Raw genomic sequence first — 14767 nt, forward strand, 5'->3', positions numbered from 1 at the left:
AGAGAATTGGTCGTAAGACAATGAGAATAAAGGACTATCTTTTGACAAAAAAAATCATTTTTTGTCTTCTTTCATATAATATTTTCCAATTATAATAAATAATATGACATTAAAAGCAAATATTGTTATCAATTAATTAGGTAAAATGCTTTTATTTTACAGTTATGAGTATTTGGGAGGATGGAAAAAATGGAAATAAGTAAGCAGTTTAAGTAGTCGTTTTGATGCAGATTATTGTAAAAGCGTATTTTTTTTAATGTAAACATATTGTTTTACGTCCAAAAACCTAGTTCGGATTACTTACTATCTATTAAGTTGAAATAAATTTGTCACACAATTTACTAATTTATTCCAAATTATCGACTTTTTCAAACAGGATGAAGATGAAGATGCATCTCGCGGATTGACTTGCGCATTTGCGCAAACGACATTATCATAACCTAACTTTATTGAAAAATCTATATCAATTTATATTATTCCGAAAAGAGCAGATTCAATTTTATATCGGATTCCTGTATCTCTTATTATAGATCAATTTCTTATATTTATAATACATTTTTCACACTTGCGAAAATATAGGAAAAAGGCGGGGAACTGACGAATCAGGCACCCCACCTTTTTCCTAAAATCATACCTACTATTTTCAAACGTATTCCTACTCTTCTACAAACAAGGAATTGTCGCCTTTTACAAAATATACTGACTAAGATCGCGATCCTGGGCAATATCCTTCAGCTTCTCCTGAACATACTGAGGCGTGATCACAAATGTATCCAGTGTCAGCTCAGGCGCTTCAAAGGAGATATCCTCCAGCAGCTTCTCCATGATCGTATGCAGACGGCGTGCGCCGATATTCTCTGTATTCTGATTCACGGTCGCCGCAATGCTAGCAATCTCTCGGATCGCCTCATCCGAGAATTCCAGCTCAATATCCTCTGCACGCAGTAAATACGCATACTGATGTGTCAGTGCATTTTGTGGCTCTTTCAGAATGCTGATAAAGTCCTCCATCGTCAAGCTTTCCAGCTCTACCCGAATAGGGAAACGACCCTGTAACTCGGGAATCAGATCAGATGGTTTAGCCGTATGGAATGCACCCGCAGCAATAAACAAAATATAATCCGTTTTTACCGGGCCATACTTAGTCATCACGGTAGAGCCTTCAACGATTGGCAAAATATCGCGCTGTACACCCTCGCGTGATACATCTGGACCCGAAGTGTTGCGACCGGAGCCTGCTACCTTATCGATCTCATCAATAAAGATAATTCCGCTCTGCTCGGCACGACGTAGCGATTCCTGATTTACATCATCCATATCAAGCATTTTGTTCGCTTCCTGCTGTGTCAGCACTTTACGTGCCTCCTTAATCGGAAGCTTACGCTTTTTCATTCGCTTCGGTAGGAAGTTGCCCAGCATCTCCTGCATATTCATGCCCATCTGGTCGTTCCCCTGTCCCATGAACATATCCATCATGTTAGGGGTTGTGTCCTCAACCTCAACCTCGATAATTTCTTCCTCGAGTTTACCGGACAGAAGCTCAAATCGAACCTGTCTCCGCTTCTCATGAATCGATTGCTCCTCATGATGCTCGGAAGCAGGCTCTTCATTTGAAGAATTGTTATTGCTCGCGCCGCCAAATAGCATTTCGAATGGATTGCGCTGATTTTTCGACTTGAAGCCAGAAGGAACGAGAATTTTTACAATCTGCTCATTGGCTGCTTCTTCAGCTTTATCCTTCACCTGTTCTGTACGTTCTGCTTTGACGACACGAATCGCCGTCTCGACCAGATCGCGTACCATGGATTCTACATCACGACCAACATAGCCGACTTCGGTAAACTTGGTTGCCTCTACTTTTACAAAGGGAGCATGAACCAGCTTAGCCAGACGACGAGCAATCTCGGTTTTACCCACACCGGTAGGCCCGATCATCAAAATATTTTTAGGGATGATCTCGTCCTGAATATCCTCTTGAAGCAGACTTCGACGGTAACGATTACGAAGTGCCACGGCTACTGATTTTTTAGCTTGCTTTTGACCAACAATATATTTGTCCAATTCTGCTACAATCTGTCTTGGTGTTAATGCGTGGGCATCTTTATTCATCTTCTGTCCCTCCATCCTAAATTCAGAAACAAAAACCGGTGTGATCCCACCCCTGCAAGTGGAGTACGGACCGCACCGGCCAGGCTCACAATTCTTCTACGATAATGTTATCGTTTGTATACACACAAATCTCTGCGGCAATCTGTAGGGAGGACTGCACGATATCACGCGCCTCCAGATCCTTACCGTGACGCTTGAGCGCACGCGCAGCAGATAGAGCAAAATTACCACCTGAGCCGATCGCAATCACATCGTCATCAGGCTCAATAATCTCGCCGCCACCGGAGATCAGCAGCATGCCGGTTTTATCCATAACAATCAGCAAGGCTTCAAGCTTACGCAGGATACGATCAGAACGCCATTCCTTGGCAAGCTCGACAGCGGCACGCTGCAAATTGCCATGATGCTCTTCCAGCTTCGCTTCGAATTTCTCGAACAGCGTAATCGCATCAGCTACCGAGCCGGCAAATCCAGCCAGTACCTGACCGCGATACAGACGACGGATTTTTTTGGCGTGTTGCTTCATGATGACATTTTGTCCGAACGTTACCTGACCGTCACCAGCAATTGCTGCTTTGCCATTGTGACGTACGGCACAGATTGTTGTTGCATGAAATGAAAGCTCCATCTAAATTCCCTCCTGTTCGTCGTCTCTGAGCATTACGGATGACAGGGCAATTGGTTCCATTATTAAATCCGTGTAAACGAATCACATGATCTAACAAGGTGTTAATACCCGGTTAAGCAAAGGTTAAGCTTTATTTTTATTCAGCAGATGGAGCCGAAGCTACTTGTTCTGCTGCTGGAAGGTCAAAAAAGGCACGAATGCTATCCAGCGCCTGCTGTGCCAGCATCTCATTCTTTTCCTTTTTATTACGAATTTTCTTTTCTGGCTTTGGCAACAGACCAAAGTTCGCATTCATCGGCTGGAAGTGCTCTGGATCAGCCTGTGTAATATAATGCGCCATACTGCCCAGCGTACTTGCCTGTGGCAGCACGAGCAATTCTTCACCTTTAGCAAGACGCGCTGCATTCAAGCCTGCAATCAAGCCGGAAGCTGCGGATTCTACATAACCCTCAACGCCTGTCATTTGACCTGCGAAAAATACATTCGGGTTGGTCTTCAACTGATACGTAGGCTCCAGCAATCGTGGTGAATTAATAAATGTATTGCGGTGCATTACACCAAAGCGTACAAACTCGGCATTTTCCAAACCTGGAATCATCGAGAAGACACGACGCTGTTCGCCCCATTTTAGGTGCGTCTGGAAGCCAACCATATTGTACAATGTGCCTGCTGCATTATCCTGACGTAGCTGAACAACCGCAAATGGTAGCTCTCCTGTATGTGGATTCACCAGACCAACTGGCTTCATTGGACCAAACAGTGCTGTCTGCTTACCGCGCTTCATCATAATCTCGATCGGCATACAGCCCTCGAAATAGATTTCTTTTTCAAATTCCTTCAATTGAGCCGTCTCTGCACCAACCAGTGCATCGTAAAAGGCATTGAACTCTTCTTCGTTCATCGGGCAATTCAGATAAGCTGCTTCGCCTTTATCATAACGGGAAGCAAGATATACCTTGCTCATATCGATTGAATCTTTTTCGATGATCGGTGCTGCGGCATCATAGAAATAGAAATACTCTTCACCGAGCAGCTCTTGAATTTGCTTGGAGAGTGCTGGAGAGGTTAGTGGTCCTGTAGCAATAACTACGATACCGTCCTTTGGCAGCTCCTGTACTTCTTCATTTAATACGGTAACGAGCGGATGGTTATGCAGTGTCGATGTGATCTCACCAGAGAAGCCATCACGGTCAACGGCAAGTGCGCCACCTGCGGGTACTGCGTGATGATCAGCTGCGCCTAGAACGAGCGAGTTCAGCATCCGCATTTCTTCCTTCATAACGCCTACGGCATTAGCGAGTGTGTTGGAACGCAGTGAATTACTGCATACCAGCTCGGCAAATTGGTTCGTATGGTGTGCCGGTGTTTTGACGACCGGACGCATTTCATATAGCTGTACAGGTACTCCCTGACTGGCAATCTGCCATGCGGCTTCGCTACCTGCAAGGCCTGCTCCAATAACGGTTACCTTTTGAATCTCTGACACGATGAAAAACCCCCTGAATATCTTACCCTTAATAATGAGTGAAAAACAGCACGACTTGTATCCAGATAAAGCTCTGAATACAAGTCAGTCGTTGTACTGCATTTGTCGTATTTATATTATACGTGAAATGATATGGAAATTCTAATAAGCTATTACGAATAGTATTGAATAAGGATCCGTTCAGTAGGAATGCAATGGAATCAGCTTACTCGCTTAATCGAGCTCTACCGCTTCTTCATTTTCATTTTCCTCAACCATTTCGGTATGATCACAGCTTGTACACTGCAATTTAACGCCCTGTTTATTCCGTTTCTCGACCATCATCGAGCTACATACCGGACATGGCTTCGGCGATGGACGATCCCAAGATACAAAGTCGCATTCTGGATAACGATTACAGCCGTAGAAGACACGACCCTTTTTACTGCGGCGCTCCACCACATCACCTTCATGACAGGTCGGGCATTTTACACCGATATCCTTAATGATCGGCTTCGTGTTGCGGCAATCCGGGAAACCGGAGCATGCGAGGAACTTACCGAAGCGTCCCAGCTTGTATACCATATGGCGTCCGCATTTATCACAGATCTCATCCGAGACTTCGTCTTCGATCTCAATTTCCTTCATTTCTTCTTCGGCTACTTCAAGGCGCTTCTCAAACGATTCATAAAAATCATTCAGCACCTGTACCCAATCTTCCTGACCTTCTCCTACATGGTCAAGATCCTGCTCCATATTAGCAGTGAACTCTACATTCAGAATTTCAGGGAAAAACTCTTCCATTTGCTGAATAACGAGCTCGCCCAGCTCGGTAGGCATGAACTTCTTCTCTTCGATCGCTACATAGCCACGCTTTTGGATCGTTTCCAATGTTGGCGCATACGTACTTGGACGACCGATACCTAGCTCCTCCAGCGTTTTAACAAGACGTGCCTCGGTATAACGTGGCGGCGGCTGTGTAAAATGCTGCTTGGGCTCGATATGTTCAGGTGTTGGCTTGTCGCCCTTCGCCATTGGCGGTAGGAACTTCTCGCCTTCTTCCTTACCATCGTCATTACCTTCCACATACACCTTCATAAAGCCCTGGAAACGAACTTTGGAACCAACTGCACGGAAAGTTGTTGGCCCAGCACCGATATCGACAGACATCGTATCCAGTACAGCCGAAGCCATTTGACTTGCTGCAAAACGTTCCCATACCAGCTTGTACAAACGGAACTGGTCACGGCTCATGTATTCCTTTACCGATTCTGGATCACGACTAGCAGAGGTAGGACGAATCGCTTCATGCGCATCCTGTGCATTCGCGTTCTTTTTCGTATATTGACGTGGCTCTTCCGGAATAAATTCGTTACCGTATTTGCCTGTAATATACTCACGAATCTCCTCCTGTGCAGAAGCGGCGATTCGAGTGGAGTCGGTACGCATATAGGTGATCAGACCGACTGTTCCTTCTTTACCGAGATCAATACCTTCATATAATTGCTGTGCGACCGACATCGTTTTAGCTGCACGGAAGTTCAGCTTACGCGCCGCTTCCTGTTGCAGAGACGATGTAGTAAATGGAGCTGCTGGATGACGCAGTCGTTCGCGCTCCTTGATCTCATTCACTTCAAAGGTAGCATTCTCAATCGCTGCCAGAATCTCATTCACATCCTGCTCACTGTGCAGCTCTTTTTTCTCACCATTGAGCTGATGGAACTTCGCTTCAAAGGTAGTATCGTTAATCGTCAGTCTGGCAGTGATGCTCCAATACTCTTCGGGTGTGAAGTCTGAAATTTCATTTTCACGATCGATAATGATCTTAACAGCTACCGATTGCACACGACCAGCGGACAAGCCCTTTTTGACTTTCTTCCATAATAGGGGGCTAATTTTGTAACCTACAAGACGGTCAAGTATACGACGTGCTTGCTGTGCGTTGACCAGATCCATATTAATTTGACGCGGTGTTTTGAATGCATCCTTAACCGCTTGCTTGGTAATTTCGTTAAATACAACACGGCATGCTTCGCCTTCATTCACATCCAGCGCATGCGCTAAATGCCAGGCAATCGCTTCGCCCTCACGATCCGGGTCAGCCGCGAGATAGACTTTTTTCACTTTTTTTCGTGCATCTTTTAATTCTTTTAGAACAGAACCTTTACCACGGATGGTAATGTATTTGGGATCAAAATCATTCTCAACATCGACCCCAATCTGGCTTTTTGGCAAATCGCGGACATGGCCCATAGATGCTTTGACAATAAATTTGCTGCCAAGATACTTGCCGATCGTTTTCGCTTTTGCCGGTGATTCTACAATAACGAGTGAATCTGCCACAGGTTTGTCCCCCTTTCCGATATTCTATCTATAATTTGAATTATATTAAGGTATACACAGCGCCAGAGCACTGACTGATCTGTTTTTTTATGATTAAAGATAACAGAACAGTATGCAAAAGTCCAAAATCAAAATTCGATTTGGCTTGAATTTCGTCGATGGTTGCATCGCCCTGCTCCAATATAAGGTATATCGTCTTTTCCTGTTCTGTCAAATGAGAAATATTTGCGAGGTCGCTAGAAGGTGCAATATTCAGAGTATTAGCTATTCCATTATCTTCCTGCTTCACGTAAGTTTTATCACACAAATCCTGTAATCTTGAATCATATTCATTTATAATATCATCCGCGCAGGTTACCATAATTGCACCCTGCTTGAGCAAGGATAATGTACCTTTGCTTTTAGGTGAGGTGATCGGCCCTGGCACTGCAAATACATCGCGATTACTTTCCATAGCAAAATCTGCCGTGATGAGCGAACCGCTACGTTCATCAGCTTCCACAACAATCGAACCATGCGATAAGCCAGCAATAATTCGATTCCGCTGTGGAAAGGTACCTGGAGAAGGACGTGTACCAAGCGGATATTCGGATACGATTAATCCATTTTCACGAATTCGTTCATATAATAAACGATTTTCTGGTGGATAGATAACGTCCACACCTGTTCCAAGCACAGCGATAGTTTGCCCATGTGCCTGTAGTGTAGCCTCATGACAGGTGCTATCGATCCCGCGTGCTAATCCGCTAACCACCGTTATTCCTTTGGCAGTTAATCCCTGCACTAACAGCTCGGCTACCCGCCGACCATAAGCCGTAGGTATGCGTGTGCCTACCATGCCTATGCAAAAGGATTGCAGCAACTTACTGTCACCACGCATGTACAATACCCAGGGTGGCTGAGCAATTTCCTTCATTAATAATGGGTATGTATCATCCATAATCGTTATGATCTCAATGTCTAGACTCTCATATCGGGATAACTTCTCATTGATCGCCGCTTCGCTTAATTCATACGGAAGCGCCTGTGCTACTTTTTCGGGCATGCCCAAGCTACGCCAGCGTCCGGCACTCCATGTCGGCAGTTCGCGCAGGTCCACATGCTGTTGTAGTATACCATAGATCCGTTTCCAGCCAATACCGGGCGCTTCATGCAAGCCCATTAAAATGTGACGTTCATCCATCATATTCCATTTCCTCCAAATAGGAGTTAGATGAGCTCACCTACTCCATTTAATCGTAAGTTGTATTATATTGCAAGCGTTTACTTGCTCAGAAAGCTATACGTGCATGCAAGATTCATAGCGAAACGCAAAAAAGCAACCTGATCTGCCCGTGGGCATCAAAGGTTGCTTACCTTGCATGAGTGATCATGAACTCCGTATATTCTGTTCCATCTATTATAGATGACGACAGCACAGAAAGTCCATCCCAATTCGGGACAGACCTTCTGTATATTTATGCAAGTCTATCTTTTGCTGGATAGCCAGAACAACATTAGTGTGTTGTGCACTCGCTCAGCAGACCGCGCTCTTCCAGCACTTCAACAAGTGTAGAACCCATTTCAGATGGTGTTGGAGCAACTTTAATACCGCAAGATTCCAGCTTAGCAATCTTCTCTGCTGCTGTACCTTTACCACCAGAAATAATTGCGCCTGCGTGACCCATACGTTTGCCTGGAGGCGCTGTAGCGCCGCCGATGAAGCCAACAACCGGCTTGGTCATGTTCGCTTGAATCCATTCTGCTGCTTCTTCCTCTGCTGTACCACCGATCTCACCGATCATAATAACAGCGCGAGTGTTAGGATCTTCATTGAACATTTTCAGAATATCGATAAACTCGGAGCCTTTAACAGGATCGCCACCGATACCTACCGCAGACGATTGACCAATGCCACGAGTGGACAGCTGGTGAACCGCTTCGTATGTCAGTGTACCACTACGGGATACGACACCAACATAACCTGGCTTGTGGATGTAACCCGGCATAATACCGATTTTACATTCGCCTGGTGTAATAACACCCGGGCAGTTTGGCCCGATCAGGACGGTTTTTTTGCCTTCCATGTAACGGGATACTTTAACCATATCCAGTACTGGAATACCTTCTGTAATACAGATAACGAGATCGAGTTCAGCGTCAACGGCTTCCATGATGGAATCCGCTGCAAATGCAGGCGGAACGTAAATCACGCTCGCTGTTGCACCTGTTTTTTCCTTCGCTTCGATCACTGTATTGAATACTGGCAGGCTTACATTCTCGCCGTTTTCCAGTGTAATATCAACGGTAGTACCGCCTTTGCCTGGTGTTACGCCGCCTACCATCTGGGTGCCGTAATCAAGCGCGCCCTTGGTGTGGAACAGTCCCGTAGCACCGGTAATGCCCTGAGTGATAACTTTTGTATGCTTATCTACCAGAATACTCATTGTCCAGTCACAGCTCCTATCACTTAAATTGGGTTCGGATGTTATACGAGTGCAACGATCTTCTGTGCACCGTCAGCCATGGAATCAGCAGCAACGATATTCAGACCGGATTCAGCCAGAATTTGTTTGCCAAGATCAACGTTTGTACCTTCCAAACGTACGACCAGTGGACGACTCAGACCTACTTGCTTCGCCGCTTCCACTACACCGTTAGCGATAACATCACAGCGCATGATGCCGCCGAATATATTGATAAAGATTCCTTTTACGTTCTCATCAGACAGGATGATTTTGAACGCCTCGGTAACCTTCTCCGTCGTCGCACCGCCCCCTACATCGAGGAAGTTCGCGGGTTCGCCGCCGTAGTATTTGATAATATCCATCGTTGCCATTGCCAGACCTGCACCGTTAACCATACAGCCGATGTTGCCATCGAGTGCGATATAGCTAAGGTCAAATTTGGAAGCTTCGATTTCTTTTTCGTTTTCTTCTGCAAGGTCACGCAGCTCCAGAATTTCTGGATGGCGGAACAATGCGTTCGAGTCAAAGTTCAGCTTGGCATCAAGTGCCATAACCTGACCATCGCCTGTTACAACAAGCGGGTTGATCTCTGCAATCGAGCAGTCCTTGTCCACAAATGCAGTGTACAGAGACATCATAAATTGAGCTGCTTTGTTCACCAGCTTGGTTGGGATATTGATAGCATACGCCAGCTTACGCGCCTGGAAAGGCTGCAAGCCTACAGCTGGATCGATCGCTTCACGGAAGATTTTTTCTGGCGTTTTCTCCGCCACTTCCTCGATCTCTGTACCGCCTTCTTCAGAAGCCATCATAACGACACGGCCAGTGGCACGGTCGATAACTACGCCTATGTAATATTCTTTTTGAATATCACAGCCCTGTTCGATGAGCAGACGCTTGATTTCCTTGCCTTCAGGGCCGGTCTGATGCGTTACGAGCACCTTGCCGAGCAGTTCCTGTGCATAGGTGCGCACTTCTTCAATGCTCTTGGCTACTTTGACGCCGCCTGCTTTACCGCGACCGCCGGCATGAATCTGTGCCTTAACGACACATACCGGGCTTCCGAGCGATTCAGCCGCTGCTACAGCTTCTTCAACTGTAAAAGCAACCTTTCCCTCGGGTACTGCCACACCATACTCTTTAAGCACTTGTTTTCCCTGATATTCATGGATATTCATCTGGTAAATCCTCCTATCGGCATGAATGCATTCCGGCAAAATTACCCGGCAAATCAACAACCTTTGCTATTGTACCATGTTTTTAAAACGCTTTCCTTAAAAATTTTACCATTTTAATCCACGCCATAGCCAAAATTAAACAGCAGTCGGTTGTCCCTCTAATTGGACAATTCACTCTGCCGTTTCTCGTTCTGACCCGGTGTACCTACAGGGCAGTAGGCCTATAGCTAATATACCATGTATACGTTAACAAAGTAAAAAAATAAATCCCCATTGGCGTTAAATGCCAATGGGGATCGTCTTAAATTAACCCTGCGCAGGGGTTCGATATTTTGCTATATACGATCGAAGAGCAAAACGGATTACTTACCGCTGCTATTCACATTTACTTCGTGTACAGTCTGAAGCAAATGGCGGAATTCATGCAGTAGCTCATCAAGCTTATTCAGATCCATGCAGGTTTTGCTGCGCAGATCATCAGGAATAGATACTGCCTGCTCCTGTAGCTTCCAACCTGCCTCAGTCAGCGTAATATGCACCTTACGCTCGTCCTCGGTTGAACGCTTACGAATAATCAGGCCAGCAGCTTCCAAACGCTTCAATAGTGGCGTCAGTGTGCCAGAGTCTAGATAGAGCGCATTACCCAGTTCTTTTACCGTACATTCGCGATGCTCCCACAGCACGAGCATAACGAGATATTGCGAATATGTGAGTCCAAGATGCTCCAGCAAAGGCTGGTACATTTTGGTCATTTCACGCGAAGATGCATAGATGGCGAAGCAAAGCTGGTTTTCCAGCTTTAATTGCGGATGGGGATATTCCTGTGAAGTATCCATAAATGTGATCACCTGCTTTTAAAATAAATTTGTTGGTACAAGATGTATACAAAATCATGCGCAAATAAACATGCATGTAGCTTGAAAAACTGTGTTGCGATCATTCGGGTGTATAGGGACATCATGCAGATAGAACAGCATGCCTTCCGCACCTGATTGGATCGATCAGCAAGATCAGGTAGAAGACATACGCGGTCTCTACTCCCCTTGAATGCCGACGGATCGGACACCATTACGAGAGGTTCCGTTTTCTAATATATGAACGGATGAGAATACATGATGCTTAGTGGACATTGTATCATAAAATCAATTGTTTGACATTAATATAATCATAACAATTTTACTTTTTTCATTAATTGTGATAAATTATATTTTGTAAAATTTAATTTATGAAAAGGTGGTTTGTACTTATGCTGAATATCCAACAAAAAATGTACGAAACTTCTGTAAAAGCTGTGGGCGGTCGTAGTGGTTATGTAGAGTCCTCCAGCCCTGAACTTCGCCTTGATATAGCTACACCAAAAGAAATGGGCGGCGCTGGTGGTGCCGGTACAAACCCGGAGCAATTGTTTGCTGCTGGTTACTCTGCTTGCTTTGATAGCGCCCTGAATATGGTTGCACGCATGCAAAAAGTAAAACACGAAGGCACAGAAGTAACAGGTACAGTCAGCTTCGGTAAAGCCGAAGATGGCGGCTTTGCACTTGCTGTGACACTTGATGTGCTCGTTAAAGGTGTAGAACGTGAAACAGCAGAGCAGCTCGTAAAAGCAGCTCATGATGTATGTCCATATTCTCGTGCAACTCGTGGCAATATCGCTGTTGAACTGAACGTACTGTAAGCGAAAAGGTAGTGATGCACATATAATCTGCTTCCGCTGGTACAGCGCTGAACAAGCATTATATACTTTATATCTCCATTTCAATCTTTTGTAAAAAAGCGTCCCACTTGTATCTGTATGGGATGCTTTTTGCTTTGCAGGCTAACGTGGTCTGTGCTTTATTAAGAACGGTTCATTCTCCTATAGCTGGTTGCATCATTGTCTTATTCCGATGTCATTACTGTAAGCATTGTGTCAAAATTTGCTCTGCCGTTTATGTATGTTATGATGTTGTAAGCCACATCAAGGCTTGCATCCATTTTCAGCAAATGCATACGTTATTCACAGGAGGTCAATCATGACGAAATTGAAAATCACTACACTGCTACTTGCACTAACGGTAGTTGCAGCAACAGGCTGCTCCAACAATAGTAGCACGACACCAACAAATTCCGGAACAACGACAACGAATGAGCAAAGCAGCGAAAACACGGATATGACAACACCAGAAAGCTCGGCTACTGGTAGTACTGAATCGACGACAGATACGACGGAGTCGACGACCAGCACAGAAGGTACGACATCTGCTACAGACAAAGACAACAGCTCGTCTACAACGGCAAACAGTGACCTGACAACAAAAGACGTTGCTGCTGCGATCAAAAAACAGGGTATTAAGCTCACTTCTAAACCAGAACAAGGCTGGACACTGAACAATGTGAAGCCAGATCGTTATGTAACAGGTAGTGATCCGAAAGAGGCTGAGCCTGTATCGATCTATGTGTTCAAATCTAAGGAAGATCTGCAAGCAGGTCTGAAAGATCTGGAGAAACAGGTGAACGGTGTACCTTTCCGTAAAACGGAATATACGAAAGGCAATATACTGGTCATCTACTGGTTCGAGCCTGCACTGAACAAAGGTAGCACTGAAAAAGGCGTACTGGATGCGAAAATTGCTAAGGCTGTAGAAGGTCTATAATTGACTGATTTTTTCTATGGAATGTCTGTAGAAGAACAGGCTGCTTATTTATATCTAAACTAAACATGCCCGCGTACGATTGCCAGATTCTCTACGGAGATAGCTATCGATTCGCGGGCATGTTTGCTATTCACTTCAGTTTGATAGGATCGGCTGGATTTATCCCTTTCTACGCTCTAAATTGTTCGCTACAAGATTAAAGTTAATCCGCTTCACAATACTTCCATTCATCCTCTGGCATTTCATATTCATCTGATGAGAAGCGTTGCTCTTGAAATGGATCGGCAATATTGTGGAAGCCGTGATCTTCCCAGAAGCCGCGGCGGTCTTCCTTCATAAATTCAATGCCGCGCAGCCATTTAGCACTTTTCCAAAAATATAACTGAGGTACGACCATACGCAGTGGCCAGCCATGCTTGGCGGTCAGAGGCTTGCCATCATAATTCCAGGCAAGCAGCACATCGTCTGCCAGTAGTGCTTCCAGTGGCAGGTTTGTTTCATAATCAGGATCGGCATGTAGCATCACATAACGTGCCTCTGGCTTAACGTTGAACTGCTCCATCAGATCGGCAAAGCGTACACCCTCCCATGCCGTGTCGAATTTGGACCAGCGTGTGACACAGTGAATATCACTTACGGTATGGGTCACCGGTAAGGCTTGCAGCTGCTCCATCGTAAATATGCGCTCTTCCTCTACTTCTCCGAACACGCGTAAATTCCAGGTGGATAGATCATATTCAGGCACCTCGCCATAATGCAAAATCGGAAAACTGTCTGTTAACGTCTGTCCAGGTGGTAAGCGATGCTGTAGTTCATTACCGAGCTGTGGCTGCTGGGGTACACGTGCTTTTTTGAGGCGATCGGCTTTATCTGACATCGTTGTCCCTCCTTATTTTTAGTGTTTTCTATTCTAGTATGTTACCGTTACGCTATAGCGACTCGTAAGTTATCGAATCTAACTACATATAATAATCCTTTTATCAGGTTACGATCCGTACACTAAGCTTGATGCCTACTATGATAATCATATCATGCTTCTGATTCACACTCATTGGATGTTTATTCATTTCTGATACGATATACTATGAAAGCTCTAACTCAGCGATCACTGGATAGTGATCGGACGGGTATTTACCTTCAATCTGACGCCGATCAATGATACAGCTACGAATCTTCCACATCAATTCTACTAGAATATAATCGATCGGCTCGCCGTCGATACCGCCCTCAAAATCATGAAATGTACGTCCGTATTCCCCCTGTAAACTAGAATAGGTATCCTGCAATGCAGGCAGTTCTCCTTCATCTGGTAATCGTCCGTGCAGGTATTGCAGCGGCAGATCCGATGGCACACCATTCATATCGCCCATCAGTATGCCAGCACTACCCGGTTCTGCGGCAGCATGTTGCTTCATCATCGCAACGACAAGCTTAGCCCCTTCCATGCGTGCCTGTTCGCCAATATGATCCAGATGCACATTATATACTCGAATGACCGCATTCGTTAATCGATGCCGAAACCATCCCCATGTGCAGATTCTCGGATAATCGCTATCCCAGCCAAGTGAACCGACAAGCTCTGGCGTTTCCGATAACCAGAATTGTCCTTGCTCCAGCAGCTCTAGCTCTTCTGAACGATAAAAAATAGCACAATGCTCATCCTCACTCCCTCCACGTCGTCCTTCACCAATCCATTGATATTCGGTAAGCTGTGGCTGTATATCCTCCAGCATTACTCGATACGCTTCCTGCACACCAACAATCTGAGGGCTATGATCGATAATCGTTTGTGCTACCCACGGTGCACGCTGTGCCCATTCATTTCCTTCATCATAAGCCGTATAGGTGCGCAGATTGAAGGTCATGACTTTTACCAACGTATGTGACGATTGATTTTGATTGGTCAACTCGTTCATCCTCCATTCACTCTTCTATGTACATTATGAATTGCTCTCACTATAGTT

General features: G+C 45.2%; 12 protein-coding genes. 2 read left to right on the forward strand and 10 right to left on the reverse strand.

What is annotated here, in order from left to right:
- Positions 1-687: 687 nt before the first annotated feature.
- From hslU to SK066_RS14635, 8 genes are all read right to left on the reverse strand, one after another.
- Entirely contained in the window at positions 688-2109 is a 1422-nt protein-coding gene (gene hslU, locus SK066_RS14600; RefSeq protein WP_188776645.1) for an ATP-dependent protease ATPase subunit HslU, read from the reverse strand.
- Positions 2110-2194: 85 nt separating this feature from the next.
- Positions 2195-2737, reverse strand: a complete 543-nt coding sequence (gene hslV, locus SK066_RS14605; protein ID WP_188776644.1) for an ATP-dependent protease subunit HslV — start codon at positions 2735-2737, stop codon at positions 2195-2197.
- A 136-nt stretch (positions 2738-2873) separates the two neighbouring features.
- A complete protein-coding gene (trmFO, locus tag SK066_RS14610) occupies positions 2874-4223 on the reverse strand; it encodes an FADH(2)-oxidizing methylenetetrahydrofolate--tRNA-(uracil(54)-C(5))-methyltransferase TrmFO (RefSeq protein WP_320542036.1) in 1350 nt (449 codons plus the stop codon).
- A gap of 213 nt (positions 4224-4436) precedes the next feature.
- Positions 4437-6545, reverse strand: coding sequence for a type I DNA topoisomerase (gene topA, locus SK066_RS14615; protein WP_188776642.1), 2109 nt, complete (start codon positions 6543-6545; stop codon positions 4437-4439).
- 40 nt (positions 6546-6585) lie between these two features.
- A complete protein-coding gene (gene dprA, locus SK066_RS14620; protein WP_320544892.1) occupies positions 6586-7728 on the reverse strand; it encodes a DNA-processing protein DprA in 1143 nt (380 codons plus the stop codon).
- 313 nt (positions 7729-8041) lie between these two features.
- Positions 8042-8971, reverse strand: coding sequence for a succinate--CoA ligase subunit alpha (gene sucD, locus SK066_RS14625; protein WP_188776641.1), 930 nt, complete (start codon positions 8969-8971; stop codon positions 8042-8044).
- Positions 8972-9012: 41 nt separating this feature from the next.
- On the reverse strand, positions 9013-10170 hold the full coding sequence (sucC, locus tag SK066_RS14630; protein ID WP_188776640.1) for an ADP-forming succinate--CoA ligase subunit beta: 1158 nt from the start codon (positions 10168-10170) through the stop codon (positions 9013-9015).
- 362 nt (positions 10171-10532) lie between these two features.
- Positions 10533-11006 carry a MarR family winged helix-turn-helix transcriptional regulator gene (locus SK066_RS14635; protein ID WP_188776639.1) on the reverse strand — a complete coding sequence of 158 codons (474 nt, stop codon included), beginning with the start codon at positions 11004-11006 and terminating at the stop codon, positions 10533-10535.
- A gap of 410 nt (positions 11007-11416) precedes the next feature.
- Between SK066_RS14635 and SK066_RS14640 the strand changes: the two genes are divergently transcribed.
- Together SK066_RS14640 and SK066_RS14645 are read left to right on the forward strand one after the other, a co-directional pair.
- Positions 11417-11845: an organic hydroperoxide resistance protein gene (locus SK066_RS14640; RefSeq protein WP_188776638.1), complete on the forward strand. Its 429-nt coding sequence runs from the start codon at positions 11417-11419 to the stop codon at positions 11843-11845.
- 337 nt (positions 11846-12182) lie between these two features.
- Positions 12183-12803, forward strand: a complete 621-nt coding sequence (locus tag SK066_RS14645; protein ID WP_320542037.1) for a hypothetical protein — start codon at positions 12183-12185, stop codon at positions 12801-12803.
- Between the two features lie 202 nt (positions 12804-13005).
- Here SK066_RS14645 and SK066_RS14650 read toward each other — a convergent pair whose 3' ends face one another.
- Both SK066_RS14650 and SK066_RS14655 read right to left on the reverse strand, forming a co-directional pair.
- Complete coding sequence (locus SK066_RS14650; RefSeq protein WP_320542038.1) at positions 13006-13680, reverse strand: sulfite oxidase-like oxidoreductase; 675 nt, start codon at positions 13678-13680, stop codon at positions 13006-13008.
- Between the two features lie 205 nt (positions 13681-13885).
- The gene (locus SK066_RS14655; protein ID WP_320542039.1) at positions 13886-14710 is read right to left on the reverse strand and encodes an endonuclease/exonuclease/phosphatase family protein; all 825 of its coding nucleotides are present in this window, start codon (positions 14708-14710) and stop codon (positions 13886-13888) included.
- Positions 14711-14767: the final 57 nt, after the last annotated feature.

The organism is Paenibacillus hunanensis (assembly GCF_034055775.1).
GTDB classification, from domain to species: domain Bacteria; phylum Bacillota; class Bacilli; order Paenibacillales; family Paenibacillaceae; genus Saccharibacillus; species Saccharibacillus hunanensis.